The sequence below is a fragment of the Lactobacillus sp. JM1 genome (assembly GCF_009834385.1).
Taxonomy (GTDB): domain Bacteria; phylum Bacillota; class Bacilli; order Lactobacillales; family Lactobacillaceae; genus Lactobacillus; species Lactobacillus paragasseri.
Window position 1 is genome coordinate 746,548 of record NZ_CP044412.1, and the last position, 26,038, is coordinate 772,585.

Below are 26,038 nucleotides of genomic sequence, written 5' to 3' on the forward strand. Positions count from 1 at the left end.
ATAGGTATAATTAAAGGGTTAAAGAAAGGAAGCAACTATGGTTTCAGTAGCTTTTAAAAATAATTTAAAAGAAAAATACGGAATAAAGTTTAATAACGAAAATTTACTTGAAGATGCATTCACTCATTCTTCTTATGCAAATGAACATCCCGGGAGAAAAGATTATGAAAAGTTAGAGTTTCTAGGGGATGCTGTTCTTGAACTAGCTGTATCCGATTATCTATATCGGCATTTTCCAAGATTAAATGAAGGTGAATTAACGCGAATGCGTTCTAATATTGTTAGAACTGAAGGATTTTCTGAATTTGCGATTGAATGTGGTTTTCCAGCAGAAATTAATCTTGGTAAGGGAGAAGAAAAGGCTGGGGCAAGAAAGCGCAAGACACTTCTTGAAGATGTCTTTGAGGCATTTAATGGAGCATTGTTCTTAGATCAAGGAATGCCAGCTGTACAACATTTCTTGCATTTGACAGTTTATCCATTGATTGCTGAAGGTGATTTTAACGCTTCAAGAGATTATAAGACTGAGCTTCAAGAACGTCTACAAGTAAATGGGCCAGTTAAGATTGAATATCAAGTAATTGCCGAAGATGAATCAAAGCCATCCTTTAAAGTACAATTACTTGTAAATGATAAAAAGATTTCTGAAGGACAAGGCCGCAATAAAAAAGCTGCTGAACAGCAAGCGGCTCAAGCTGCATTAGATAAAAATAAATAAGAAAAGGTGAGTCTGTGCCACTACAACAATTAGTTTTAAATGGTTTTAAGTCTTTTGCTGATAAGACGACAATTAGATTTAATAATGGTATTACGGGAATCGTTGGTCCAAATGGTAGTGGAAAAAGTAACATTACTGAAGCAATTCGCTGGGTAATGGGTGAAGGTTCTGCCAAGTCTTTACGTGGTGAAAATATGAAAGATGTTATTTTCGCTGGTAGTCAAATGCGTGCTCCAATGAATCATGCTGAAGTGGAGTTGATTTTCGATAATCGTGATCATCAACTTGCTTCTGATGAAAAAGAAGTTATCGTGACCAGAAAAATTTTGCGTAACGGCGAAAGTGATTATCTTTTGAATCATCATCCCGTAAGATTAAAAGATGTTAGAACACTTTTTATTGAGTCTGGTATGTCTTCTGACAGTTTGGGCATCATTTCTCAAGGAAAAGTTGATGAAATTCTTAATTCTAAACCGCAGCAGCGTCGCGGGATCTTTGAAGAAGCAGCTGGTGTGCTTCATTTTAAACAACAAAAAGAAACTGCTTTAAAGCAATTAGATAAGACTAATGCTAATTTAATTAGAATTAATGACTTAGTTAAAGAATTAGAAGGCAGAATTGAGCCACTTCATGAACAAAGTTCTTTAGCAAAAGAATATAAGTTTCAAAAAGAACAGCTAGACCATAAGTTAAAGCAACTTTTAGGTTTAGAAATTGAAAGCTTAAATGAAGAGAAAAAAGATGTTGCTAAGAAAGCAAATGCTAATCAAGAGATACTTGATAAGTTAGATAATGAAGTTAAGCAATCACAGGCTGATTTAGAAGAAAAACGCAAACAATCAAATAAACGTCACGCTGAAAAAGATGAAAAACAACAAGAGCTGTTATCTTTGACGCAAAAACTTGCTGCTCTTAATACTGATCTTCAGATGCACCAACAATCAAGAGAATATGATGTTGCGACACAAAAAGAATATAATGCTCAGGCTGAAGAATTAAAAGAACGACAAAAACATTTATCTAAGCAGCTGACGGCTAATGAAGAAGATCTAAAGAGTCAGAATCAAGTTCTTGCAGAATTTTTAAAGAAACAAAAGGAATTAAAGCAGGAACTTAAGCAAGGACCAGAACAATTAAATAATCAGTTAGAGAAAGTTCGATCCGATTATATTCAAACTTTACAAGATCAAACTAGCAATAATAACGAGATTGTTTACCTAAAAAATGAATTGACGCGAAGCCAAAAATCAAGCAATAATCGTCAACAAGAGGTTGAAGAGCAATTAGCAGCAGCGCAAAAAGTTCTTGCAGAACTAAAGAAACAAGGCCATGATCTTGTTTTAAAACGACAACAATTAAACGAAACTATTTCGTCTCTTGATCAAAAGATTACTCAAAAAAGTAAGCTTAAAGATCAAAATGAACAAACTTATTTGAGTGTCAGAGATAAATTACAACAGATTTCTGCGCAAGTAGAGGGGCTAAAGCGAATTAGAGATCGCCATGAAGGTTATTATTATGGAGTTAAATACGTTTTAAACCATCAAAGTGATTTTCATGGAATTGTTGGTGTTATTGGCGAGCTGATTTCTTTCCCAGCTGAATTAGAAGCAGCCTTATCAACTGCTTTAGGTGGCGGAGTACAAGATTTAGTAACTATTGACCAGAATAGTGCAAGAGATGCAATTAATTTGTTAAAACAAACTCGAAGCGGGAGAGCTACCTTTTTACCATTAGATGGCTTGCGTCATAATGAAATTGCAACTTCTACATTAAATTCTCTTCAAAGCATCGAAGGATTTAAGGGCGTAGCGGCAGATTTAGTAACTGCTAAAACTAAAGTTAATATTTCAAATGCAATTTCTTATCTTTTAGGAAATGTTTTAGTAGTTGATACTATTGATACAGCTTTACGTGTTCAACGCAGAATTGGTCGTTACTATCGTATTGTTACTTTAGACGGAGATATTATTAGCCCTGGCGGAAGTATGACGGGGGGAACCAGAAATACCAGAAATAATTCTCCACTTGCAACGAATGCGGAAATTGATAAATTAACAAATCAAATTAAAGTTGGTAAAGAAAAATTTGCTAAATTAGAAGCGACTTTGAATGATCTAAATCATAAGTTATCTGACTTACAAACTGACTTAGAAACCAAAAATACTGAATTGAATTCTTTAAATCAAAAGATTAGTGAACAAGCAATTAAGTACGAAAATGAAGAAAAAGAAGTAAAGCGACTAAATCAGTTAAACGATCTACAACAAAAAGCTGAGCTTGAGAAAAAGCAAGAAGAAGCAGAACTTACCAGTCGCCTTGAAAAGGCACAAGTTAAAAAAGATCAACTTGAGAAGCTAGCTCAAACACAAAGGTCAAAAATGGATCAGTTAAAGAGTGATCTAAATGATTTTGATGAGGCTTATCAAAAACTTCAGACTAAATTAAGTAACTTAAATTCTGATTTGGCTGTAGTAAAGAATAAGCTTGAAAACCTTAATGCTAAAAAAGCAGAATTAGAAGAGCAATTGGTAAATACTAATTCTAGACTTAAAGACATTGATGAAAAAATCAAGGCACTTGCTTTATCTCAAAATGGTCAAAGCGAAACTGAAATAGAAGAGCAAGTCGCTGAATTAAGTAAAAAGAAAAAGCAGATGCAACAAGCTTTAGCTGAAATAAACCAAGATTTAGGTAAATTTGATGCTCAGATAAATAATCTTGACCAAGTAGCAACCAGAAATTATAACTTACGTAAAAACACAGCTGCCGAACAGGAAGAATATTCTGCAAAACTTGGAGAATTAAAATCTCAAATTAATCAAAAACTTGGTACTTTGAGTGAGGAATATTCTTTGACTTTTGAAGCTGCGTTGCAATTGTCTAAAGGACAAAATACAGCAGAGTTGCGTAAAAAGTTAGAACGTGAGGTTCATTTGCATAAGATGTCTTTAGCAGATATTGGCGAAGTAAATCTGAATGCGATTGAAGAATACGAAGATGTTAAAACTCGTTATGATTTCTTAAATGGCCAGCAGACTGATTTACTAAAGGCTAGAAAAGATATTGAAGAGTCTATGTCTAAACTTGACGACGAAGTAAAGAACCGCTTTAGTACAACCTTCCATCAAATAGAAAAGAGTTTTGCAAAGATCTTTCCAATTATGTTTGACGGAGGACATGCAAGATTAGAGCTAACTGATCCCAAGAACTTGCTTGAAACGGGAATTGAGATTATTGCCCAGCCGCCTGGCAAAAAGTCTCAAAAATTAACGCTTTTGTCTGGTGGCGAAAGAGCTTTAACTGCAATTACCTTGCTATTCGCAATGCTACAAGTTAATCCCGTACCATTCTGTATTTTAGATGAGGTAGAAGCAGCTTTAGATGAAACTAATGTTGATCGCTTTGCTCAGTTCTTGAATCACTATGACATGAAGACTCAGTTTATTGTAATTACTCACCGTCGCGGTACAATGCAAAAAGCAGATAATTTATATGGAATTGTAATGCAGGAATCTGGTATTTCCAAGGTTTTATCGGTATCGTTAAACGAAATTAAGAAAGAAGTGAATTAGCAGTGGGGTTATTTGATAAGATCAAAAAATCTCTTTTTGGTCATAAAGATGAAGATCAAGAAGAAAAAGAAGAACATAAAGTAGATGAGGAAACGACTGAAGAAGCTCAAGATTCTGAAGTGAATACTGAGGCTGAAGAACCTGAAAACGAGTCAGACCTAGCTTTAAAAGAAACTGACAAACATGATGAAGAAACCGAAGACTCTGACGAAACTCCTGGCTGGAGTGATGCTGGTAGTGCCTTTGAAGAAAGTCAAAACGAAGTAGAAGAAAAGACAACTAAAGCTGAAGATACTTCCTCAGAAGGATCAAAATCTGAGGAATATGAAGATAAGATTTCAGAGCCTGAGTCAGAGATTGAAGTAGCTGAAAATACTGAAGAAGAATCAGCTGAAAAAGAAGATGAACAAGAGCGATATGATAAAGGATTGGAAAAGACAAATCATTCCTTTGGTGCTCGTCTGAATGCATTTTTTGCTAAGTTTAGAACAGTTGATGAAGACTTCTTTGATGACCTTGAAGACTTATTAATTGAATCAGATGTCGGTTTTGAAACTGCTGAAGAATTAACCGATTCTTTAAGGGATGAAGCAAAACTTCAAAATGCCAAAAGTCACGACGACTTAAAACAAGTCATTGTCGAAAAATTAGTTGATATTTATGACAAAGGCGGCGAAGGCAAAGATTCAAAACTAGCTGATGATCCAGAAGCAAAGCCAAATGTATATTTGTTTGTTGGTGTTAATGGAGCTGGTAAAACAACGACGATTGGTAAATTGGCCAAGAGAATCAAAGATTCAGGCAAGTCTGTCATGATGGTAGCAGCTGATACTTTTAGAGCTGGAGCTGTAGAGCAATTAGTTGAATGGGGACGACGTGATGGCGTTGAAGTAGTCACTGGACCTGAAAAAGCTGATCCTGCTTCTGTAGTTTATGATGGTGTTAAAAAAGCTAAGGACAGAGGAATAGATTTCCTATTAGTTGATACGGCTGGTCGTCTTCAAAATAAAGTAAACTTAATGAGTGAGCTGGATAAAATCAAGCGAACAATAAAGAAAATCTTACCTGATCAACCTAATGAAGTTCTTTTAGTTCTTGATGGTTCAACTGGCCAAAACGCATTGCTTCAAGCAAAAGATTTTGATAAGACTACAAAACTTACAGGTTTAGTTTTAACCAAGCTTGATGGCTCATCTAAGGGTGGAGTAGTTTTAGCAATTAGAAATGAAATGGATTTACCAGTTAAATTAGTTGGTTTGGGAGAAAAGGTTGATGATTTAGCAAACTTTGACGCAGAAAAATTTGCAATCGGTCTCTTCCAAGGATTAATCTAATCATAGATGAAGCTATAAGTAATATAAAAGGAGTAAATAATGAAGCATTTAAGTGCATGTACAACTATCTTAGTTGGTAAAAAAGCCTCAATTGATGGCTCAGTGATGATTTCACGTAATGATGATACAGCAGGTGCAATTACACCACAAAAGTTTATTATTGAACCAGCTGCTCATGGTGAAAAGGGACGTAAAATTAAGTCTTGGCTTAATAAATTTGAAATGGATCTTCCAGAAGATGCTCAAAGAGTACCAGCTGTTCCAAACGTTGACTATAAAAAATTAGGTTACTATGACGAAAGCGGTATTAATCAAAAGAATGTTGCAATGTCATGTACTGAATCAACCTATGGTAATGAAAGAACTTTGGCATTTGATCCATTAGTTGAAGATGGCTTAGATGAAGATTGTATGCAAACTGTAGTTTTACCATACATTGACTCCGCTAGAGCTGGTGTTAAGCGTCTGGGTTCATTGATCAAGAAGTATGGATCTCCTGCTGGAAACTCAGTTTTATTTGGTGATAAAGATGAAGTTTGGTACATGGAAATTGTTACTGGTCACCACTGGGTTGCTCAACGTATTCCAGATGATTGTTATGCAGCAACAGGTAACCGTGTAGCTATCCAACAGGTTAATTTTGATGATCCTGATAACTTTATGTGGAGTGAAGGAATTCAAGAATTTGTTGAAAAGAACCATTTAAATCCTGATCACGAAGGTTGGAATTTCCGTCATATTTTTGGAACTTATACTGAACAAGACCGTCACTACAATACTAGTCGTCAATGGTATATTCAAAAACTTTTCAACCCAGAAATTGAACAAGATCCTGAAGATCCAGATATTCCATTCATTAGAAAAGCTTCTAAGAAATTAGCTAAAGAAGATATTGAATTTGCACTAGGTTCTCATTATCAAGATACGCCATTTGATCCATTTGGCCATGGAACGGAAGAGGAAAAACACCGCTACCGTCCAATTGGATTGAACAGAACTCAAAACTCACATATCTTGCAAATTAGAAGTGATGTTCCTGAAGAAATGGCTGGTATTATGTGGTTATGTATTGGTGGTCCAACATTTACTCCATATATTCCATTCTTTGCTAATATGAATGAAACTGATCCATCATTTAACAACACTTCAATGACTTACAACAAAGAAGATGCTTGGTGGTATTACAAGTCCCTTGCTGCTTTGGTTGAAAGTCACTATCCTCAATTTGTTCAACTTGATACTAAGTACCTTGAAGAACTTAACCGCTATTACCGTGGTAGAGTTGAAGAAATTATTGAAAATGCTAAAGATTTGAGTGGCGAAGAATTAACTAACTACTTGACTCGTGAAAATCAAAAGACTGTTACTCATACTAAGAAAGACAGTGAAGAATTGATGGGTCAAATGTTCACGGATGCCATTAAGATGTCTAAGTTAACATTTAAGATGGATCCAAATCTATAATTAAAAGCTTTAATAGAAAGAAGGTTAAGCGTTCAGTTGCTTAACCTTCTTTTTGATAAACTAAAAAGTTGATTTAAAAGTATATGGCTATTATTTTAGAAAAACGTTTTTTTTGCTATACTGGTTCAAGGTGAGACAAATGGATGAACTAGAAAAAAATGAAAGACTAGGTGACTTGTTTGCCTATTATGGTCCACTCTTAACCAAGGGGCAGCAAGATTATTTTGAAGATTATTATTATAATGACCTGTCTTTAGGTGAAATTGCTGATAATCACCACGTATCTCGTCAAGCTGTTTATGATAATTTAAAACGAAGCAGTAAGGCTTTAGAAAAGTATGAAGATAAACTTCATATGAAGCGTGATTATATAAGAATAGAAGAAAAAATAACTGAAGCAGTTTATGCCCTTGAACATGGCAAAATTAATCGTGCTCAGATTGAACTTTTAAAATTATTGAAACAAATGGGAGTAGAATAGCATGGCTTTTGAAAATTTAAGTGAAAGACTTCAAAAAGCATTAAAAAATTTAACAGGTAAAGGAAAAATTTCTGAAGCTGATATTAACGATGCAAGTCGTGAAATTCGGTTAGCTTTACTAGAAGCTGATGTTAACTTTAAAGTTGTAAAAGACTTTATTAAGAAGATTAAGAAAGAAGCCTTAGGTAAAGAAGTTCAAGAGAGCTTAAATCCAGGACAACAAATTATCAAAATCGTTGATGACGAGTTAACTAAGATGATGGGAGAAGAGGCTGTTTCTATTAATAAGTCTCAACATATTCCCACCATTATTATGATGGTCGGTTTGCAAGGTACTGGTAAAACTACTACCGTTGGTAAACTTGCAAATTATCTAATGAAAAATGAAAAAGCACGACCTTTATTAATTGCAGGCGATATTTATCGTCCAGCTGCGATTGATCAGTTAAAGCAAATTGGTCAGCAGTTAAATGTACCAGTTTATAGTGAAGACAATCAAGATGTAGCAGAGATTGTAAAGCATGGTCTTGAAGAAGCAGATAAGAATAAAAATGATTATGTTTTAATCGATACAGCTGGTCGTCTTGAAATTGATGAACAGTTAATGGATGAATTAAAACGTGTAACAGCTGTTGCTCATCCAGACAATACTTTGCTTGTTGTTGATGCAATGACCGGTCAAGCAGCTACTCAAGTTGCTGAAGGATTTAATAATGATTTAGATTTAACGGGTATTATCTTAACTAAGCTTGATGGTGATACTCGTGGTGGTGCAGCTCTTTCAATTCGTGCTGTTACTGGTCTGCCAATTATCTTTACTGGACAAGGTGAAAAATTAACTGATCTTTCAACTTTCCATCCTGATCGAATGGCGTCACGTATCTTAGGTATGGGCGATATGTTGACCTTAATTGAAAAGGCTCAACAAGATTATGACGCTAAAGAAGCCGAAAAAATGGCTGAGAAGATGCGTGAAAATACATTTGATTTTAATGACTTCATTGATCAAATGGATCAAGTACAAAAGATGGGACCGTTGGATCAAATTATAAAAATGATTCCTGGTTTAGGAAATAACCCTGCTTTAAAGAATATCCAAATTCCAGAAAAACAAATTTCTCATATCAAAGCTATCGTTTACTCAATGACACCTGAAGAGCGTGAAAATCCTGATATTCTTAATCCATCAAGAAGACGCAGAATTGCTGCTGGTTCTGGTAGATCAATTGCCGAAGTCAATCGCATGATTAAACAATTTAAGCAATCAAAAGAAATGATGCAAAAGATGACTAAGGGAGATATGGGCGAATTCGCCAATCTGCCAGGTATGAATTCACCAATGGGTAAGATGGCGATGAGATCAATGAATAAGCGCTTCAAGAAAAATAAAAAGAAGCGCATGAAGAAGATTAAACGATATCGCTCAAAATAATTTTTAACTGTTAAGGAAAAGCACTTTACACACATTTAGCTTTATGCTATATTATTTAAGTCAAGAAATTTAGGAGGAATTAATTAATGTCTGTTAAGATTCGTATGCGCCGTATGGGCTCAAAGAGAAAACCTTTTTATCGTATCGTAGTTGCTGACTCACGTATGCCACGTGATGGTCGTTTTATCGAAGAAGTTGGTTACTACAACCCACTTACTAACCCTGATGAAGTTAAGCTTGAAGAAGATAAGATTTTTGAATGGCTTGAAAAGGGTGCTCAACCATCAGATACTGTGAGAAGCTTGCTTTCAAAAGCTGGTTTGATGACTAGATACCACGACGCAAAGTACGGTAAGTAATTTACTATTGCAATTAGAAGTTTGGGAAAGCTTTTCCCAAACTTTTTTTATTAGAAAGAATAAGTATAATGACTGAGTATTTTGAAGTTGGAAAGATATTATCTCCTCATGGTTTGACGGGGGAAGTTAAGGTAAATGCAACTACTGATTTTCCTGAGGAAAGATTAGCTAATGGAAGCAGATTATTCATTAAGAATAGTGATCAGTACCAAGAATTAATTGTAGAAGCTACACGTCGTCATAAACAATTCTACTTGGTTAAATTTGAAGGAATAGATGATATTGATCAAGCTGAAAAAGTTCGTGGTAAAGAATTATATGTAGCAGAAGCAGATCAGCAAGAATTACCTGAGGGCAGCTACTATTTCAAAGATATTTTGAATTGCCCAGTCTATGATGCTAAAACTGGTGAAAAACTTGGAGTTTTGGCAAATATTGAAACTCCTGGTGCTAACGATATTTGGGAGATAAAACCAGAGCATGGCAAAAGTTTCTGGATTCCAAATATTGAATCAGTCGTTAACAACGTTGATCTAGCTAATAAGAGAATAGAAGTAACTTTACTTGAAGGATTACGAGATGAAAATTAATGTTTTAACCCTATTTCCAGATATGTTTACCCCTTTACAAGTATCAATGTTAGGAAGAGGATTAGAAGATAAAAAATGGGAGTTAAATTTAGTTAATTTCCGTGATTTTACTACAGATGTCCACCATCATGTTGATGACACTCCATATGGAGGAGGAGCTGGCATGGTGTTACAAATTATGCCGATAAAAAAAGCTTTGGATTCTTTAACTAATAAAGGAAAGGTAATTATTACAGCCCCTCAAGGAAAGACTTTTAATGAAAAGATGGCGCAAAATTGGGCTAAAGAAGAAAATTTGACCTTTATTTGTGGCCACTATGAGGGATTCGATCAAAGAGTCTATGATTTAGCGGATGAAACAGTTTCAATCGGTGATTATGTCCTTACGGGTGGAGAATTGCCGACGATGAGTATGATTGATGCAACTGTACGTTTATTGCCTGGAATTTTAGGAAATGCTGCTTCTCCAGTTGAGGAAAGTTTTTCTCATGGACTTTTAGAATATCCTCAATATACTCGTCCAGCTGATTTTGAAGGAGAAAAGGTACCTGAAGTATTAACATCTGGAAATCATCAAAAAATTGCCGAATGGCGCCACAAAGAAGCGTTGCGAACAACTTATCTTCATCGCCCAGATATGTTAGCTGAACGAGAACTAACAAATGAAGAAAAGAAGATGCTTGAAGAAATTAAACTTGAAAAAGAAAATTAGTATTTACAAGCTTTTTTCTATTTGGTAAACTAGTCGTTGTGGCATAAGCCACTTATTTATGGGTATTCCGCTGGCACTAAGTGTTGATGAATGCCGTAGAAGGAGAGAAAATAATGGATCCATTAATTCAAGAATTAACTAAAGAACAATTACGTGATGACATGCCTGACTTCCGTGCAGGTGATACTGTTCGTGTTCACGTACGTGTTGTTGAAGGTACTCACGAACGTATCCAGATGTTCGAAGGTGTTGTAATCAAGCGTAAGGGTGCTGGTATTAGCGCAACTTACACTGTACGTAAGATGTCATCTGGTATTGGTGTTGAACGTACTTTCCCAGTAAACGACCCACGTGTTGCTAAGGTTGAAGTTCTTCGTCACGGTCGTGTACGTCGTGCTAAGCTTTACTACTTACGTGACCGTCATGGTAAGGCAGCTAGAATTGCTGAAAAGCGTCGCGGTTAATTCAATTAATCAAGACAATATTAGAAGCTATCTCGAAAGAGATAGCTTTTTTTATACAAAAAATAAGAGTTTCAAAAGCGAAACTCTTAATTATTAATAAAATGTAATATGATTTAATGGCCAGTATCTCATTTTTACCACGCCAACAATTTTACTTCGTGGAATTGTTCCAATGTAACGACTATCCTTTGAAACACTTCTATGATCTCCCATTACAAAGTAGGTATTAGCGGGAACTTTGTTAGTTTTCTGCATTTCTTTTAGTTGCGTAGCAGTGTAGAATTGGCGGTAATTTTGTGTTTTAGCTAAAGAACTTAAAGTAAAGTTTTGAGTATTGGTATATTTAGTACCAGAAACACCATCTTCACCATTGTCAATTAACTTTTGACCAGCCTTCAACCAAGGCTGATTAATTTTTTTACCATTGATATAGATCTGATTATTTTTACTTACAACGGTATCACCTGGTAGCCCAATAACTCTTTTAATATAAAGAGCTCCAGGCTCATCAGGAGCATCAACAATTACAATATCGCCTTGTTTAATCTTTGCATGGCGAAGTGCAATAACACGATCATTATTTTCAAAAGTTGGCTGCATTGAAATTCCAGATACTGTTAAATTAGCAAAAACAAATTTATTTAGTACAAAGAATATACCAAAAAATATCGCTACTAAAATTAGTACTTGGAGAATCCACTGTCCCCAGCTTTCAGTTTGTTCTTGTTTTTTCAATTTCTTCACCTTATTTAATCTATTTCATCATAAAGTGTAACCTTAAATTTGAATTTTGTCGATTAAACTAAAAATAAGAGAGAAAAATAGAAAAGTAACAAATCTCAAAAAGGTTTAAAATGATAATTTAGCTTATAATGAAGTAAACTGTAAATTAAGAGGAGGGCGCATAATGAAGACAGTGCATGAGTATTCAGCGGGCAGTATCATTTATAGAATTAATAAAAATGAAATAGAGTTTTTATTAGTTCAAAATATGCTTAATCGTACATGGGGTTTTCCTAAAGGACATCTTGAAGCTGGAGAAAATAATGTACAAGCGGCAAAAAGAGAAGTTTACGAAGAAGTGGGATTAAGACCAAACTATGATTTTAATTTTAAAGAAAGTCTCACTTATAAAATTACTCGTGATCGTTTGAAGACAGTAACTTTGTTTTTAAGTGAATTCATTCCAACTCAAAAAATTAAATTACAAAAAAGTGAAATTGGCGCTTCTAAATGGGTGAATTTAGAAGAGGCCAGTAAATGCTTGCATTATGAAGAATTGAATGAGCTCTTAAAAAAGGCACAGGACTACATTAAAAATGAGATATCCAGATAAGTTATTAGTTGAAGTTAAGGAAAGATCAAGAGGGATGAAATTAGAAGGGATCAATTTTGGAGCTGGTCCAGTTCATCCTAAACTAATGATTATTGGCGAAGCACCAGGAAGAGAAGAAATAGAGTCGCTGATTCCTTTTCATGGTGCTTCAGGAAAAGAATTGATGAAGTCATTAGCTTCAATTGGCTTAAAGCGAGAAGATGTTTACATTACAAGCGCAGTAAGAAGTCGACCTTATAGTGTTAAGAGGGTATTTAGTAAAAAAGAAAATAAAGAAGTAATAAAATACCCTAACCGAAAACCAACTAAAAAAGAAATTCTAGCGCATGCTCCTTTGTTAGATTTCGAGCTTCAATATGCTCAACCTAAAATTATCGTAACTGTGGGCACGACTGCTTTGAGCCGCTTACTTGATCATAAATATGAGATTAGTAAAGTGCATGGTAAGATTATTAAAAATACCTCGATTTTGGAATTAAATAGTAAAAAAGATGGCTACGTTTGGTCTAAAGAAAAATATACGGTAATACCACAATATCACCCAGCCGCGGTTTTTTATAACCGAAAACTGACAGATACAATTGCTCAAGATTGGTTAAATATAAAACCTTTAATTAAATTAGTGAAAAAATAAAAACTGGTAGGAATTAATTTCCTAACCAGTTTTTTAATCAATGTTATTACGGTATAGACCGACAACTTTGCCTAAAATTTGAACCACAGGTAAAATAATTGGATCCATAGTATCATTCTCAGGTTGTAAACGATAATATCCATCTTCTTTAAAGAATCTCTTAACTGTTGCTTCATTGTCTTCAGTCATTGCAACAACGATCTCGCCATTATTTGCACTAGATTGTTTGCGCACAATCACGTGATCACCGTTTAAAATTCCAGCATTAATCATTGATTCACCATGAACGCGTAACATGAAAAGTTCGCCAGCATCATTTTCAAGATCAGGTGGAAGAGGAAAGTATTCATCGATATCCTGAACCGCTAAAATTGGTTGACCAGCAGTCACTACACCAACAATTGGAATATCTTTAGGCTTAATTCCTAAAGCTTCTCGTCCTTTTTCAGTTACTTCAATTGCTCTTGGCTTAGTGGCATCTTTTAAAATATACCCTTTCTTTTCAAGTCGAGCTAAGTGACCATGAACGGTTGAAGTTGATGAAAGGTCAACTGCACTACAGATTTCTCTAACTGTAGGTGGAAAAGCTCGTTCTTCAACGGTATCGTAAATAAAACGTAAAATTTCTAATTGTTTATTTGCATGTGGTTCAGTCATAATTTTTTCTCCATCTAGTTACTTACTAGTATTTTAACAAAAAAACTTTATCTCAGCAAACAGGCGTTCTTAGTAGATGAGTCTTTTTTTATTGCTATAATTAGGGTAAACTAACATTGTTTAGTGAGGTGTTTACTTATGGATAAAAAAGAAGAAGAAAAGCTAATTAAAAGAATTAATGAGCTAACTAAAATTAGTAGAGAACGCGAATTAACTCCCGATGAAGTTGAAGAACGCAAGAAATTAAGATCCGCTTTTCTAGAAAACTTCCGTGCAGGCTTTAGGCAGCAATTAGAAGATACTGTAGTTATTGATGAAAATGGTAAAGAAGTAACTTCAGAAAAAGCAAAAGAGGCACAACGTCGTAAAGGATTAAGAAAAGATTAATCTTTTACTTTAAAAATAGCTGTTTTTTTGGTATGCTGAAAAAGTACATTAATTTTCGGAGGTTTTTGGGAAATGAATTTAGGTTTAGCAATTTTTCTTATTATTATCGCATTATTAATCGGTCTTGTCGGCGGATTTTACGGTGCTCGTGCATACATGAAGAAGTATTTCCAAGACAATCCTCCTATTAGTGAAGATATGATTGCAGCTATGATGGCGCAAATGGGACAAAAACCATCCGCTAAGAAGCTTAATCAAGTTATGAATATGATGAAGCATCAACAACAAAAGTAGTAGCTTACTTTACTAATATTTGGTAATAGACAGAGGACCGGATTCCTCTGTCTATTTGTATATTGTGAGGTGAAAAAATGAATATTTTCAGCAAATTGGGCTGGTTTTTCAAGCAAGAAAAAAAGAGATATATTATTGGAATTAGTTTTCTGGTTTTAACTTCGATTGCAAATTTAGTACCTCCTAGAATTTTAGGATTGATGGCTGATCAATTAGATAAGGGATCAATTAGTTGGAGTGAATATGCAGCTTTGATTTTAGCGGTTGTTGCTGCTGCGATTGTTTTGTATTTATTACGCTACTTTTGGCGTAAGCAGATTTGGGGTGGTGCGGCTGAATTAGAAAGACAAATGCGGTCACGCTTGTTTAAGCACTTTATGGTAATGGATCGCACTTTTTATCAAAGACACCGGACTGGTGACTTAATGGCGCATGCAACAAACGACATCAATTCTATTCAAAATGTTGCGGGAGACGGCGTTTTAACTTTAGTAGACTCATTAGTCACTGGTGGAACAACGATGATAGCAATGATTATCTTTACAGACTTTCGCTTAACTGTTATTGCACTTTTGCCACTTCCGTTTTTGGCTTTAGGGGCCTGGAAATTAGGAGATAAACTTCATTATAGCTTTGATAAGTCACAAGCGGCATTTTCTCGTTTAAATAATAAAACTCAAGAATCTGTTTCTGGAATTAAAGTATTAAAGGCTTTTGGCGAAAGCAAGCAAGATTCTGCTGCCTTTAATAAAATGGTAGATGAAACTATTCAGATTAATAAGAAGGTTTTTAAGTGGGATTCAATGTTTGATCCACTAGGAACTTTAATTATTGGTGCTACTTATGTAATCACAATTATTTATGGTGGTTTATTAGTAACAAATCATACTTTGTCAGTAGGGCAATTAGTTTCATTTATTGCTTATATTTCTAATATGGTCTGGCCAATGTTTGCGATTGGTTATTTATTTAATATTTTAGAAAGAGGATCAGCTTCTTATGATCGTGTTGAGTGTCTTTTATATGAAAGACCACAAATTACAGATGAGAATGCTGATCAAAGTTTAACAGTTAAAGATATTCAAGGTGATCTGAAATATGATATTGGATCTTTTGCTTACCCTGATGAAAAGGAAATTCCGGTTTTACAAAATATTGAGTTCACGTTAAAGCCAGGACAAACATTAGGTTTAGTTGGAAAAGTTGGAGCTGGAAAAACTACAATTATTGAGCTTTTACTTAGAGAATTTGATCACTATCAAGGCAAAATAACTTTAGGCGGACATGATATTCGAAATATTCCGTTAAAACTACTTTTAAATGAAATTTCCTATGTACCGCAGAATAACTTTTTGTTCTCTACTTCAATTGAGAAGAATATTGCATTTTCTGATCAAGATGCAACTAAGAATAAAATAGAATCTGCAGCTCAAAAGAGTGATTTACATGATGATATTATGCAGATGCCAGCGGGCTATCAAACTTTAGTTGGAGAAAATGGTGTTTCATTGTCTGGTGGACAAAAGCAACGATTATCAATTGCTAGAGCATTATTAAAAGAAAGTCCGATTTTAATTTTAGACGATGCTCTTTCAGCAGTTGATGCAAAGACAGAAACTGCTATTTTGAATTCGCTTCGATCTGAAAGAAAAGGCAAAAAGACGCTGATTGCCGCACACCGTTTAACCTCGGTAATGGATGCTGATTTAATTCTAGTTTTGAAAAATGGAAAGATTGTTGAAAGAGGAAAACATGCTGACTTATTGGCGCAAGATGGTTGGTATGCTGAAATGTGGCGTAAACAAGAACTACAAGCAAAGGTGGGTGAAATAGATGGACAATAATGAAGAAACTAAATCAGTTTGGTCAAAGGCAATCCCGCTTAAAGAACAAATCCATATTTTTAAACGTGTTTTAAAATATGTTAAGCCTTTTAAAGTAGAGATGGGGATCGCCGTTTTTGGAGCTTTCTTAGTAAGTGTAATCAACATGCTTTTGCCGAGAGGACTGCAATTTTTCTTAGATAATTATTTGATTAAACAAAAAGCAACAGTTCAAATTATTATCTGGGCTGGCTTGTTGTATGGGCTGGGAACGATTATTAAGGCAGTTCTTCAGTTTGTTTACCAGTATTTATATGCACTTGGTGCTGAAAAAACGCTTGAGAGTGTCAGAAAGGATTTGTATCGTAAGCTTCATAGTTTGGGGATGCGATATTTTGATCAGACTCCAGCTGGTTCAATTGTTTCAAGAGTTACTAATGATACGATGACTTTGAGCGATTTCTTGGGAGTACTTTGTCAGGTAGTTATTGGAGTTTTCTCATTAGTAACTGCTTTTGTAGCAATGTATGTGACCAATAAAGTTGCTGCTTTAATTGTGCTATTATTTTTGCCAATTTTAGGTTTTGTCTTTTGGATTTATACGCAGAAAAGTTCAAAATTGTATCGTGGTTTTCGTGAACGTCTAAGTAGGATTAATACAAATTTAAATGAGTCAATAGAAGGTGTTTCCTTAATTCAGCAATTTAAGCAAGAAAAGAGAATGACTAATCATTTTGAAAATGAAAATGGCACATTGATGAAGACTCGCTTTAATATGATTAGGGTCAACTCATTGCTTTTATCTCCGATGACTAGTTTGCTTTATTCTTTAGCATTAGCCTTAGTTTTGATGTATTTTGGCTTTCCGCTTCAAAAGACATTTGTTCCAGCAGGGATTGTTTATGCATTTTCTCAATATGTACAGCAGTTCTTTAATCCAATTTCTACTATGATGGATCGAATGACTTTCTTTCAAGATGGAATTGTAGCTGGAAAACGTATCTTTCGAATTATGGATGAAACAGAATATGAGCCTAAGCAAGAAGATGATAAAAATGCAGTAATCTCTAAAGGAAAAATTGAATTTAAGAATGTTAGTTTTTCTTATGATGGCAAACATGAGATTCTTCATAATGTATCTTTTGTAGTCAACCCTGGTGAGACTCTAGGAATTGTTGGTCATACTGGATCAGGAAAAAGCTCAATTATCAACGTGATGATGAGATTTTATGAATTTGGTAGTGGAGAAGTCCTAATTGATGATATTGATATTAGAAAGTTTTCGAAAAAAGAGTTACGTAAGAAATTAGGCTTGGTTTTACAGGAACCATTCATGTTTTATGGTGACATTTCTTCAAATATTCGTTTATATAATAATCAAATTACTGATCAACAAATTAAAAAAGCTGCTCAAGCAGTACAGGCTGATTCTTTTATCGAAAAGATGCCTGGTAAGTATCATGCTAAAGTGATCGAAGGCGGATCAGAACTTAGCCAAGGCCAAAGACAGTTAATTTCTTTTGCTAGAACCTTAGTAACAGATCCTAAAATTTTAGTTTTGGATGAGGCAACAGCGAATGTTGATACTGAAACAGAAAACTTGATTCAAGAAGGGTTGAAGAAGCTTCGTCAAGGTAGAACAACACTAGCAATTGCTCACCGTCTTTCTACAATTGCTGATGCTGATCAAATTATTGTTTTAGATAAAGGACGAATTGTTGAACGAGGAACACATACAGAATTATTAGAAAAGAAAGGTTACTACTACAATCTTTACAAGCTCCAACAAAATAGCGATAAATAAAATGCTCGGTCAGTCGACCGAGCATTTTTACTGCTTAAATTATTTTTAAGTTATTATCTATCGTTTAACATGTACTGACGAGTCATTGGCAAGCTTTTACCTGATGGACCTTTGGTTAATAGATATTGAATAACGTCAATGTTTCCTGATTCAAAAGATGCTGCACAGGCTTGGAGGTACATATCCCACATTCTTGCAAATCGTTCCCCCATCATGCCTTCAACTTCTGAGCGATGGTCATTAAAGTTCTTATCCCAGATTTCAAGAGTTCTTTGATAGTGACGACGAAGCATTTCCATATCAGCGATTTGCAAGTCAGCTTCTTCAATTCTTGAAACAATTTCTACTAAACCAGGAATGTAGCCACCGGGGAAGATATATTTATTAATCCAAGCATTAGTAGCGCCGCCTTGTTGACGAGTAATTCCATGAATTAAAGCAATACCGTGTGGCTTTAAATATTTAGCAACATCCTTGAAATATTCACCTAGATTTTCAGAACCAACGTGTTCGAACATTCCTACGGAAGTTACATAGTCAAAGTCACGATTACCTAATTCGCGATAATCTTCAAGTAAAACCTCTGCTTGATCTTCGAGCCCCATATCTTTAATTTTTTTGTTAACTAAATCAAATTGTTCTTGACTCAAGGTAACACCAGTAACTTTTAATCCATATTCTTTAGCTGCGGTTAACATTAGTGTCCCCCAACCACAGCCAATATCTAACAAGGTTTTACCTGGCTTTGGATCTAGCTTTTGAAGAATATGATGCACTTTTGCAATTTGAGCTGCTTCAAGATCATCTGTATTTCCGTTAGTGAAGTAGGCACATGAATAAGTCATAGTTGGATCAAGCCATAATTTGTAGAAGTCATTTCCGATATCATAGTGACTCTGAATATCTTCTTGACTTTGTTTTTCAGTATGCTTTTGCTTAGGTAAAAATTTTCTGAATTTTGAAGCACGCATGAAAGATTGGCTACTTTCATAAGCTGCTTCGATTAACTGTTGAATACTTCCCTTGATTTCAAGGTCCTTATTCATATATGCTTCACCTAAAGCTAAAGATGCATTACTTGTAATATCTTTAAAAGGAATCTTTTTGTTAAAAATAACCTCCACTTCCGGTGTGCCATTTCCATAAACTTCTGATTTTCCATCCCAGTAGGTAACTTTTACTGGAATATTGAATGAATGACTAAGCATCATTTTATATAAAGGTTTTTCTAACATTACTGATTCTCCTTTTCTACATTAGACTATGTTATTCTAACACTAAAAAACTAAAATACTAAAAAATTATTTTGCAATATAGTGGAGACTAGGGTTCTGTTCCTTATCTAGTTTATCCCATGCCTCTTCTAATTGATGGTACAAGGCGGGCGTAGTTTCTTTGTTGACTTTTTCTTTGCGCGGAATATAAATAGGGTCGCCAAAACAAACCTCTAATGGTTGTCTCTTAAGTAATCCTTTAAAAGTAAGAGGCCCTTGATAGACAACAGGAACTAAAGGCTTATTGGCCATTTTAGCGATTACAAAGGCGCCACTTTTAAGTTCTTCAGAATGACGAGTTCCAGATGGAAAAATAATTAAAGAGAGGTCACTCTTTCGTAATCCTTTAACTGGAATTTTAATTGCAGAAGGTCCAGGATTATCTCTATCTACTGAAAAAGCATGTGCATGCACTAAAATAAAGCGCAGTACAGGGTTTTTAAAAAGTTCTTTTTTTGCCATAAACATAAATTCCATTGGGCTAGCGGCTAAGGCAAAAAGAATTGGCTCCCACCAAGTTCTGTGCGGTGCTACTAAAATATAGTTTCCCTTTGGAATCCGATCTTTGTGATGAACATGCAGATGTCCATTAAGTACCCATACAATAAAACGTGCAATTGGGCGAATAATTTTATAAAACATATTGTTTCCTCCAATTTTATGTATAGTATTATACAATACAGCAAAGAATTTTTAGAAGGGTATAGAAAATGGATCTATTAAAACCTAATGAACGAATTGACTATATGTATAATGATGATTTACGCATTATTCAAGAAAAAGATGCTTTTTCTTTTTCTTTAGATACACTTCTTCTCGGCTACTTTGCACAGATAAAAATACATGATAACTATAAAGTTGTAGATTTATGTAGTGGAAACGCCGCAGCTAGTATTTATATGTCATATTTTAATCGAGCTCATTATGATGCTGTCGAAATCCAAGCAGATATGGCTGATCAAGCAAGACGTAGCATTGAACTAAACAAGTTGGAAAATCGAATCGAAGTACACTGCTTAAATGCTTTAGAGGCACCCAAGAAGTTAGGCAAAGATAAATATGACATGGTTATTGTCAACCCACCTTATTTTAAAGTTCCAAAGGGACATGTTATTAACCCAGATGAAAAAAAGGCTTTAGCAAGACATGAATTAGCAATTAATCTTGAACAAATAATAAAAGTTTCAAGCGATATGTTAAAGATGAAAGGAAAAATGTTTATGGTTCATCGCCCAGAACGTTTGGGCGAGATCATGCATTATTGTTTAGAAAACCATTTAAGTGTGAAATGGGTACAGCCATTTGTTTCAAAGAGAAACGCAGATGCAAATTTAGTGGTGGTTGAGGCAATTAGAAATACAGCTAGCGATGGCTTAACTTTAAGGGATGCAATTGTGGTTCACAACCCAGATGGATCATTTACACCTGAGATAGAGCAAATTATTTCTGAAAATAAAAAGCAAGGGAAAGAATCTAAGAAAGAAAGCTACTACTTTTATTGTTTATTATGTAATGATGGAAGTTTTTATGGCGGTTTTACAAACGATTTAAAACATCGATTAAAAATGCATAATGAAGGAAAGGGAGCTAAGTATACGAAGTCACGGCGACCAGTAAAGATGATCTATCATGAAGAGTTTGATGATAAAAGGCTGGCTTTAAAAAGAGAGTATTGGTTTAAACATCACTCAAGAAAATGGAAAGAAGATTTTCTAAAAGAACATAATGTGAAATTTTAATTGCATTTAAGAACTTTATTCGTTACAATATTTGAGTATGCATTTTGCATATTTAATTTATATCACATCAAGAGCGATTAAATTCCTAGGTGCCAATTTTTGGTCAGAATTTAATACGACCTCTTGAGAGGAATTAACCAGGAGGAATTTTTTATGACAGTTGTTACTATGAAGCAATTGCTTGAAGCAGGTGTCCACTTTGGTCACCAAACTAGAAGATGGGATCCAAAGATGGCTCCTTACATTTTTACTCAAAGAAACGGAATCTACATCATTGATTTACAAAAGACTATCAAGATGTTAGATGATGCTTACAACTATGTTAAGGCAGTTGCTCAAGACGGTGGTGTATTCTTGTTTGTTGGTACTAAGAAACAAGCACAAGACGCCGTTAAAGAAGAAGCTACACGTGCAGGTCAATACTATGTTAACCAACGTTGGTTAGGTGGTACTTTGACTAACTGGACTACTATCCAAAGCCGTGTTAAGAGATTAAAGCAATTAAAAGAAATGTCAGAAGACGGCACTTTCGATGTATTACCAAAGAAGGAAGTTGCACTTTTGACTAAGGAAATGGAAAAACTTGAAAGATTCTTAGGTGGTATCGAAGATATGCCTAGAATTCCAGATGTTATGTTTGTTGTTGATCCTAAGAAAGAAAAGATCGCTGTTCACGAAGCAAACATTTTAGGTATTCCTGTAGTAGCTATGGTTGATACTAACACTGATCCAGATCCAATCGACGTTGTTATTCCAGCAAACGACGATGCAATTCGTGCAATTCGTTTAATTTCAGGTGCTATGGCTGACGCAATTATCGAAGGTAAGCAAGGTCAAGACGATAGCGAAGACGTTGAAAAGGAAATGGCTGATAAAGCTGCAGCTGAAAACGGTGACGAAGAATCTATCGAAGAAGTTGTAGAAAAATCAGAAGACTAATTTGTTTTTACTGTTAGTTCTGTAGGAGGACATATTAATGGCAAAAATTACTGCTCAATTAGTTAAAGAATTACGTGAACGTACTGGTGCTGGCGTTATGGACGCTAAGAAAGCATTAGTAGAAGTTGACGGTGACATGGACAAGGCAGTTCAATATCTTCGTGATAAGGGTATGGCTAAGGCTGCTAAGAAAGCTGATCGTGTTGCAGCTGAAGGTTTAACTGGTGTTTACGTTGATGGTAATGTTGCAGCTATTACTGAGGTTAACTCAGAAACTGACTTCGTTTCTTCAAACGATAAGTTTGTTAAATTGGTAAATGCAGCTACTAAGACTATTGCTGAAGGTAAACCTGCCAACATGGAAGCAGCTGAAGAATTAAAGATGGCTGATGGTACTACCTTAGCTCAATCTTTTGTAGACGCAACTGCTACAATTGGTGAAAAGATTGTTTTGCGTCGTTTCGCTTTGGAAGAAAAGACTGATGACCAAGAATTTGGTGCTTACCAACATAATGGTGGTCAAATTGGAGTTATCACTGTTTTAGAAGGTGCTGACGCTGCTACTGCTAAACATTTAGCAATGCATATTGCGGCTATGAGTCCTAAGGTTATTTCACCTGAAGAATTAGATGACGAATTCATTACTGATCAATTAGCTGTGATGAACCACAAGATTGATCAAGATAATGAAAGTCGTGCTTTGGTAAACAAAAAACCATTGCCACACCTTGTTTATGGTTCAGAAAAGCAATTAAGTGATGAGATTTTAGCTAAGGCTAAGGAAGATATTAAGGCTGAACTTAAAGAAGAAGGTAAGCCTGAAAAGATTTGGGATAAGATTATTCCTGGTAAGATGCAACGCTTTATTGACGATAATACTCAAGTTGATAAGCAATTCGCAGTCTTATCACAAAACTACATTATGGACGACAGCAAGACTGTTGGTGAATTCTTGAAGGAAAAGGGAGCTAAGTTAGTTGCTTTCCAACGTTATGAAGTTGGCGAAGGTATTGAAAAGAAGCAAGAAGACTTTGCTGCTGAAGTACGTGAACAAATGAAGTAATTATTTACTTAAAAGGGAGTAACGCTAAAGCGCTGCTCCCTTTTTTTCTGTATAATATATTACAGTGATTTTATGGTAAAATGATAAAAGCATATGAGGAGGTAAATTTATGAGTCAAATTAAGTACAAACGTATCATTTTAAAAGTTTCAGGAGAAGCTCTTGCTGGTGAAAAAGGTACTGGTATTAATCCAGAAGTTATTAAGCACTTAGCTGAGGAAATAAAGTCTGTACATGATATGGGCGTTGAAATCGGAATTGTTTGTGGCGGTGGAAACATGTGGCGTGGTGAAACTGGTGCAAACTTAGGGATGGAAAGAGCTCAAGCTGACTATATGGGTACGCTAGCTACAATTATGAACGGATTAGCTTTGCAAGATGGTTTAGAAAATTTAGGTGTTCCAACTCGTGTTCAAACATCAATTGAAATGCGCCAAATTGCAGAGCCTTATATTCGTCGTAAAGCTATGCGCCACTTGGAAAAAGGACGTGTAGTTATTTTCGGTGGTGGTACTGGTAATCCTTACTTCTCAACTGATACTACTGCTGCCTTGAGAGCAGCCGAAATTGACGCTGACGTTATTTTAATGGCTAAAAATGGAGTTGACGGAGTTTACTCAGCTGATCCTAAGGTCGATCCAAAAGCTAAAAAGTATTCTGAATTAACTCAACTTGATTTGATTTCAAAGAATTTAAAGGTAATGGATAGTACAGCCAGTTCGCTATCTATGGATAATAATATTCCTTTAGTTGTCTTTAATGTTAATAAGCCTGGTAACATTAAGAAAGTTGTTATGGGCGAAAATATTGGTACTGTAATTAAGGGTGATAAATAATGGCTAATGAAGTAATTGAAAAAGCAAAAGATAATATGAAAAAGTCTATCGCTGTCTTTCAAAAAGAATTAGGCGGTATTCGTGCCGGCGTTGCAAATGCAAGCCTACTAGAAGGAATTAAGGTTGATTACTATGGTGTACCAACACCTCTTACACAAATGTCTAGTGTAAGTATTCCAGAAGCACGTGTATTAATGGTAACTCCTTATGACAAGTCAAGTTTAGATGATATTGAACATGCTATTTTGGCTTCTGATCTTGGTATTACACCAGCTAACGATGGAACTGTAATTAGAATTGTTATTCCACAATTGACTGGTGAACGTCGTCAAGAAATTGCTAAGCAAGTAGGTAAACTTGCTGAAAAAGGAAAGATTGCAGTACGTAATGTTCGTCGTGATGCAATGGATACTTTAAAGCGTCAAGAAAAAAATGGCGACATTACTGAAGACGAACAACGTAATTTAGAAAAACAGGTTCAAAAGGTAACTGATGATGCTACTAAAGAAATTGACAAATTAGCAGATCAAAAGAGTCAAGAAATTACTCAAGGTTAATCTAGGACTTGATAAACTATGTCAGAATCGAAAAAATCACTTAATCATTTAGCCATAATTATGGACGGAAATGGCAGATGGGCAAAAAAAAGACATTTACCTCGTTTTGTTGGTCATCGACATGGAATGGACAATATACGAAATATTGCGCTTGCGGCAAATGAGATGGGGATCAAAGTTTTAACGCTCTATGCCTTTTCAACTGAAAACTGGGCAAGACCTACGGATGAAGTAAATTATTTGATGCGTTTGCCAATTGACTTTTTTGATAAGTTTATGCCTGAATTAATGGAAAATAATGTCCGGGTAAATATCATGGGATTTTTAGATGAATTACCTGAGAAGACTTATTTGGTAACACAAAAGGCAATGTCAGATACGGCTAATAATACCGGAATGATCTTAAATTTTGCCTTTAATTATGGATCTCGCCGAGAGATAACTGCTGGTGTTCAAAAAATTGCTCATCAGGTAAAAGCAGGAGAAATAAATCCTAATGATATTGATGAAAAGATGGTTTCTGATCATTTATTAACTCATTCTTTAACTCCATATGATGATCCCGATTTATTGATTAGAACCTCAGGAGAAGAACGCCTATCAAATTTCTTGTTGTGGCAGATGGCCTATACTGAATTTAGTTTTTCAAATAAATTATGGCCAGATTTTGATAAAAATGATTTAGAAAAATTAGTTAAAGATTACTACGGACGTAATCGTCGATTTGGAAAATTGTAAAATTATTAGAACTGTAGATTTTTAAATGAAACAACGTGTAATAACAGCTATTGTAGCTTTAATTTTATTTATTCCGATTGTTTTAATGGGAGGCATCTGGATTGATGTCCTTGCTTGTGCCTTTGCAGCAGTTGGAATTAGCGAAATTTTTATCATGAAGAAACAGATTATTGTTTCTTGGGATTTTATCTTGGCATTATTGGCCACTTTGACTATGGCAGTGCCTGACTCATTCTTTAAGTTTTTACCAGCTTTTTTGAATAAGTATGATGTTTTTTATATTTTTGTAATGTTAATGCTGGTAAGAACAGTTTTATCTAAGAATAGAGTAACTTTTGATGACGCTGGCGTTTATACTATTGCAGCATTATATATTGGTACTGGATTCCACTTTATGGCAGCTATTAGAAATGCTCATCTTGGATTAGCAATCTTAGGTTATGTTTTTGCTGTAGTTTGGTCCACAGATATTGCGGCTTATATGGTCGGTCGTAAGATCGGAAAACATAAGTTATGGCCAGTAATTAGTCCAAATAAAACTTGGGAAGGCTCTATTGGCGCAGTTATCTGTGCAGTAATTGTTGCAGCAGTTTATGTTGCGTTAGTTCCTACTGGTAGAAATAATGTTTTAATGATTATTTTAGCCTTTTTCTTGTCAATTATTGGACAAATGGGAGATTTAGTTGAGTCTGCTTACAAGCGCTTTTATGGTGTAAAAGACTCAGGAAAAATCTTACCTGGTCATGGCGGAATCTTAGATCGTTTTGATAGCATGCTTTTCGTTTTACCTGTTGTTGCATTTATGGGTATTTTATAGGAGAACTGCTAA

At 35.0% G+C, this 26,038-nt stretch carries 27 protein-coding genes; 23 read left to right on the forward strand and 4 right to left on the reverse strand.

Going from position 1 to position 26,038, the window contains the following annotated elements:
- Positions 1-37 precede the first annotated feature (37 nt).
- The 10 genes from rnc (at position 38) to rplS (ending at position 11,129) form a co-directional block, all read left to right on the forward strand.
- The gene (rnc, locus tag F3I00_RS03810; protein ID WP_039156961.1) at positions 38-718 is read left to right on the forward strand and encodes a ribonuclease III; all 681 of its coding nucleotides are present in this window, start codon (positions 38-40) and stop codon (positions 716-718) included.
- A gap of 14 nt (positions 719-732) precedes the next feature.
- Positions 733-4,293 (forward strand): chromosome segregation protein SMC, encoded by a 3,561-nt coding sequence (smc, locus tag F3I00_RS03815; RefSeq protein ID WP_159310986.1) that lies wholly within the window; start codon positions 733-735, stop codon positions 4,291-4,293.
- Between the two features lie 2 nt (positions 4,294-4,295).
- Positions 4,296-5,627, forward strand: coding sequence for a signal recognition particle-docking protein FtsY (gene ftsY / locus F3I00_RS03820; protein ID WP_020806931.1), 1,332 nt, complete (start codon positions 4,296-4,298; stop codon positions 5,625-5,627).
- 39 nt (positions 5,628-5,666) lie between these two features.
- The gene (locus tag F3I00_RS03825; RefSeq protein ID WP_020806930.1) at positions 5,667-7,091 is read left to right on the forward strand and encodes a C69 family dipeptidase; all 1,425 of its coding nucleotides are present in this window, start codon (positions 5,667-5,669) and stop codon (positions 7,089-7,091) included.
- Between the two features lie 139 nt (positions 7,092-7,230).
- Entirely contained in the window at positions 7,231-7,572 is a 342-nt protein-coding gene (gene ylxM, locus F3I00_RS03830; RefSeq protein WP_003649054.1) for a YlxM family DNA-binding protein, read from the forward strand.
- A gap of 1 nt (position 7,573) precedes the next feature.
- Complete coding sequence (gene ffh / locus F3I00_RS03835) at positions 7,574-9,004, forward strand: signal recognition particle protein (protein ID WP_020806929.1); 1,431 nt, start codon at positions 7,574-7,576, stop codon at positions 9,002-9,004.
- An 86-nt stretch (positions 9,005-9,090) separates the two neighbouring features.
- On the forward strand, positions 9,091-9,363 hold the full coding sequence (gene rpsP / locus F3I00_RS03840) for a 30S ribosomal protein S16 (RefSeq protein WP_003647505.1): 273 nt from the start codon (positions 9,091-9,093) through the stop codon (positions 9,361-9,363).
- A 68-nt stretch (positions 9,364-9,431) separates the two neighbouring features.
- Positions 9,432-9,953 carry a ribosome maturation factor RimM gene (gene rimM / locus F3I00_RS03845; protein WP_020806928.1) on the forward strand — a complete coding sequence of 174 codons (522 nt, stop codon included), beginning with the start codon at positions 9,432-9,434 and terminating at the stop codon, positions 9,951-9,953.
- Positions 9,943-10,665, forward strand: a complete 723-nt coding sequence (gene trmD, locus F3I00_RS03850) for a tRNA (guanosine(37)-N1)-methyltransferase TrmD (protein ID WP_020806927.1) — start codon at positions 9,943-9,945, stop codon at positions 10,663-10,665. The genes rimM and trmD overlap by 11 nt, the downstream gene beginning before the upstream one ends.
- A 113-nt stretch (positions 10,666-10,778) precedes the next feature.
- Positions 10,779-11,129 carry a 50S ribosomal protein L19 gene (rplS, locus tag F3I00_RS03855; protein WP_020806926.1) on the forward strand — a complete coding sequence of 117 codons (351 nt, stop codon included), beginning with the start codon at positions 10,779-10,781 and terminating at the stop codon, positions 11,127-11,129.
- A 93-nt stretch (positions 11,130-11,222) separates the two neighbouring features.
- Here rplS and lepB read toward each other — a convergent pair whose 3' ends face one another.
- On the reverse strand, positions 11,223-11,864 hold the full coding sequence (gene lepB / locus F3I00_RS03860; RefSeq protein WP_020806925.1) for a signal peptidase I: 642 nt from the start codon (positions 11,862-11,864) through the stop codon (positions 11,223-11,225).
- Between the two features lie 172 nt (positions 11,865-12,036).
- On the opposite strand from lepB, the gene F3I00_RS03865 reads away from it, so the two are divergent.
- Positions 12,037-12,465: a bis(5'-nucleosyl)-tetraphosphatase gene (locus F3I00_RS03865; protein ID WP_020806924.1), complete on the forward strand. Its 429-nt coding sequence runs from the start codon at positions 12,037-12,039 to the stop codon at positions 12,463-12,465.
- Entirely contained in the window at positions 12,449-13,099 is a 651-nt protein-coding gene (locus F3I00_RS03870) for a uracil-DNA glycosylase (protein WP_020806923.1), read from the forward strand. The genes F3I00_RS03865 and F3I00_RS03870 overlap by 17 nt, the downstream gene beginning before the upstream one ends.
- A 33-nt stretch (positions 13,100-13,132) precedes the next feature.
- Here F3I00_RS03870 and lexA read toward each other — a convergent pair whose 3' ends face one another.
- Positions 13,133-13,756, reverse strand: coding sequence for a transcriptional repressor LexA (gene lexA / locus F3I00_RS03875; protein ID WP_003647498.1), 624 nt, complete (start codon positions 13,754-13,756; stop codon positions 13,133-13,135).
- A 138-nt stretch (positions 13,757-13,894) separates the two neighbouring features.
- On the opposite strand from lexA, the gene F3I00_RS03880 reads away from it, so the two are divergent.
- From F3I00_RS03880 to F3I00_RS03895, 4 genes are all read left to right on the forward strand, one after another.
- Positions 13,895-14,143: a DUF896 domain-containing protein gene (locus tag F3I00_RS03880; RefSeq protein ID WP_003649045.1), complete on the forward strand. Its 249-nt coding sequence runs from the start codon at positions 13,895-13,897 to the stop codon at positions 14,141-14,143.
- Positions 14,144-14,215: 72 nt separating this feature from the next.
- Complete coding sequence (locus F3I00_RS03885) at positions 14,216-14,437, forward strand: YneF family protein (protein WP_003649044.1); 222 nt, start codon at positions 14,216-14,218, stop codon at positions 14,435-14,437.
- A 77-nt stretch (positions 14,438-14,514) separates the two neighbouring features.
- Entirely contained in the window at positions 14,515-16,281 is a 1,767-nt protein-coding gene (locus F3I00_RS03890; protein WP_159310987.1) for an ABC transporter ATP-binding protein, read from the forward strand.
- Entirely contained in the window at positions 16,271-18,064 is a 1,794-nt protein-coding gene (locus F3I00_RS03895; protein ID WP_020806921.1) for an ABC transporter ATP-binding protein, read from the forward strand. The genes F3I00_RS03890 and F3I00_RS03895 overlap by 11 nt, the downstream gene beginning before the upstream one ends.
- A 53-nt stretch (positions 18,065-18,117) precedes the next feature.
- Here F3I00_RS03895 and F3I00_RS03900 read toward each other — a convergent pair whose 3' ends face one another.
- Positions 18,118-19,299, reverse strand: a complete 1,182-nt coding sequence (locus tag F3I00_RS03900; protein WP_020806920.1) for a cyclopropane-fatty-acyl-phospholipid synthase family protein — start codon at positions 19,297-19,299, stop codon at positions 18,118-18,120.
- Positions 19,300-19,365: 66 nt separating this feature from the next.
- Positions 19,366-19,980, reverse strand: coding sequence for a 1-acyl-sn-glycerol-3-phosphate acyltransferase (locus F3I00_RS03905; RefSeq protein ID WP_159310988.1), 615 nt, complete (start codon positions 19,978-19,980; stop codon positions 19,366-19,368).
- Positions 19,981-20,048: 68 nt separating this feature from the next.
- Between F3I00_RS03905 and F3I00_RS03910 the strand changes: the two genes are divergently transcribed.
- From F3I00_RS03910 to F3I00_RS03940, 7 genes are all read left to right on the forward strand, one after another.
- Positions 20,049-21,077, forward strand: a complete 1,029-nt coding sequence (locus F3I00_RS03910; protein WP_020806919.1) for a GIY-YIG nuclease family protein — start codon at positions 20,049-20,051, stop codon at positions 21,075-21,077.
- Positions 21,078-21,230: 153 nt separating this feature from the next.
- On the forward strand, positions 21,231-22,016 hold the full coding sequence (gene rpsB / locus F3I00_RS03915; protein ID WP_003649038.1) for a 30S ribosomal protein S2: 786 nt from the start codon (positions 21,231-21,233) through the stop codon (positions 22,014-22,016).
- Between the two features lie 37 nt (positions 22,017-22,053).
- Entirely contained in the window at positions 22,054-23,079 is a 1,026-nt protein-coding gene (gene tsf, locus F3I00_RS03920) for a translation elongation factor Ts (protein WP_003649037.1), read from the forward strand.
- A 109-nt stretch (positions 23,080-23,188) separates the two neighbouring features.
- Positions 23,189-23,914, forward strand: a complete 726-nt coding sequence (gene pyrH / locus F3I00_RS03925; protein ID WP_159310989.1) for a UMP kinase — start codon at positions 23,189-23,191, stop codon at positions 23,912-23,914.
- Positions 23,914-24,471 (forward strand): ribosome recycling factor, encoded by a 558-nt coding sequence (gene frr, locus F3I00_RS03930; protein ID WP_020806917.1) that lies wholly within the window; start codon positions 23,914-23,916, stop codon positions 24,469-24,471. Before pyrH ends, frr begins: the two co-directional genes overlap by 1 nt.
- An 18-nt stretch (positions 24,472-24,489) precedes the next feature.
- Positions 24,490-25,209: an isoprenyl transferase gene (locus F3I00_RS03935; RefSeq protein WP_003649035.1), complete on the forward strand. Its 720-nt coding sequence runs from the start codon at positions 24,490-24,492 to the stop codon at positions 25,207-25,209.
- A 25-nt stretch (positions 25,210-25,234) separates the two neighbouring features.
- The gene (locus F3I00_RS03940; protein WP_003649034.1) at positions 25,235-26,026 is read left to right on the forward strand and encodes a phosphatidate cytidylyltransferase; all 792 of its coding nucleotides are present in this window, start codon (positions 25,235-25,237) and stop codon (positions 26,024-26,026) included.
- Positions 26,027-26,038 lie beyond the last annotated feature (12 nt).

Excerpts from the sequence above, each read along its gene's own strand:
- rnc (WP_039156961.1), top strand. The coding sequence starts at position 38 with ATGGTTTCAGTAGCTTTTAAAAATAATTTAAAAGAAAAATACGGAATA.
- F3I00_RS03825 (WP_020806930.1), top strand. The coding sequence starts at position 5,667 with ATGAAGCATTTAAGTGCATGTACAACTATCTTAGTTGGTAAAAAAGCC.
- ylxM (WP_003649054.1), top strand. The coding sequence starts at position 7,231 with ATGGATGAACTAGAAAAAAATGAAAGACTAGGTGACTTGTTTGCCTAT.
- ffh (WP_020806929.1), top strand. The coding sequence starts at position 7,574 with ATGGCTTTTGAAAATTTAAGTGAAAGACTTCAAAAAGCATTAAAAAAT.
- rpsP (WP_003647505.1), top strand. The coding sequence starts at position 9,091 with ATGTCTGTTAAGATTCGTATGCGCCGTATGGGCTCAAAGAGAAAACCT.
- rimM (WP_020806928.1), top strand. The coding sequence starts at position 9,432 with ATGACTGAGTATTTTGAAGTTGGAAAGATATTATCTCCTCATGGTTTG.
- trmD (WP_020806927.1), top strand. The coding sequence starts at position 9,943 with ATGAAAATTAATGTTTTAACCCTATTTCCAGATATGTTTACCCCTTTA.
- rplS (WP_020806926.1), top strand. The coding sequence starts at position 10,779 with ATGGATCCATTAATTCAAGAATTAACTAAAGAACAATTACGTGATGAC.
- F3I00_RS03865 (WP_020806924.1), top strand. The coding sequence starts at position 12,037 with ATGAAGACAGTGCATGAGTATTCAGCGGGCAGTATCATTTATAGAATT.
- F3I00_RS03870 (WP_020806923.1), top strand. The coding sequence starts at position 12,449 with ATGAGATATCCAGATAAGTTATTAGTTGAAGTTAAGGAAAGATCAAGA.
- lexA (WP_003647498.1), bottom strand. The coding sequence starts at position 13,756 with ATGACTGAACCACATGCAAATAAACAATTAGAAATTTTACGTTTTATT.
- F3I00_RS03880 (WP_003649045.1), top strand. The coding sequence starts at position 13,895 with ATGGATAAAAAAGAAGAAGAAAAGCTAATTAAAAGAATTAATGAGCTA.
- F3I00_RS03885 (WP_003649044.1), top strand. The coding sequence starts at position 14,216 with ATGAATTTAGGTTTAGCAATTTTTCTTATTATTATCGCATTATTAATC.
- F3I00_RS03890 (WP_159310987.1), top strand. The coding sequence starts at position 14,515 with ATGAATATTTTCAGCAAATTGGGCTGGTTTTTCAAGCAAGAAAAAAAG.
- F3I00_RS03895 (WP_020806921.1), top strand. The coding sequence starts at position 16,271 with ATGGACAATAATGAAGAAACTAAATCAGTTTGGTCAAAGGCAATCCCG.
- F3I00_RS03900 (WP_020806920.1), bottom strand. The coding sequence starts at position 19,299 with ATGTTAGAAAAACCTTTATATAAAATGATGCTTAGTCATTCATTCAAT.
- F3I00_RS03905 (WP_159310988.1), bottom strand. The coding sequence starts at position 19,980 with ATGTTTTATAAAATTATTCGCCCAATTGCACGTTTTATTGTATGGGTA.
- F3I00_RS03910 (WP_020806919.1), top strand. The coding sequence starts at position 20,049 with ATGGATCTATTAAAACCTAATGAACGAATTGACTATATGTATAATGAT.
- rpsB (WP_003649038.1), top strand. The coding sequence starts at position 21,231 with ATGACAGTTGTTACTATGAAGCAATTGCTTGAAGCAGGTGTCCACTTT.
- tsf (WP_003649037.1), top strand. The coding sequence starts at position 22,054 with ATGGCAAAAATTACTGCTCAATTAGTTAAAGAATTACGTGAACGTACT.
- pyrH (WP_159310989.1), top strand. The coding sequence starts at position 23,189 with ATGAGTCAAATTAAGTACAAACGTATCATTTTAAAAGTTTCAGGAGAA.
- frr (WP_020806917.1), top strand. The coding sequence starts at position 23,914 with ATGGCTAATGAAGTAATTGAAAAAGCAAAAGATAATATGAAAAAGTCT.
- F3I00_RS03935 (WP_003649035.1), top strand. The coding sequence starts at position 24,490 with ATGTCAGAATCGAAAAAATCACTTAATCATTTAGCCATAATTATGGAC.
- F3I00_RS03940 (WP_003649034.1), top strand. The coding sequence starts at position 25,235 with ATGAAACAACGTGTAATAACAGCTATTGTAGCTTTAATTTTATTTATT.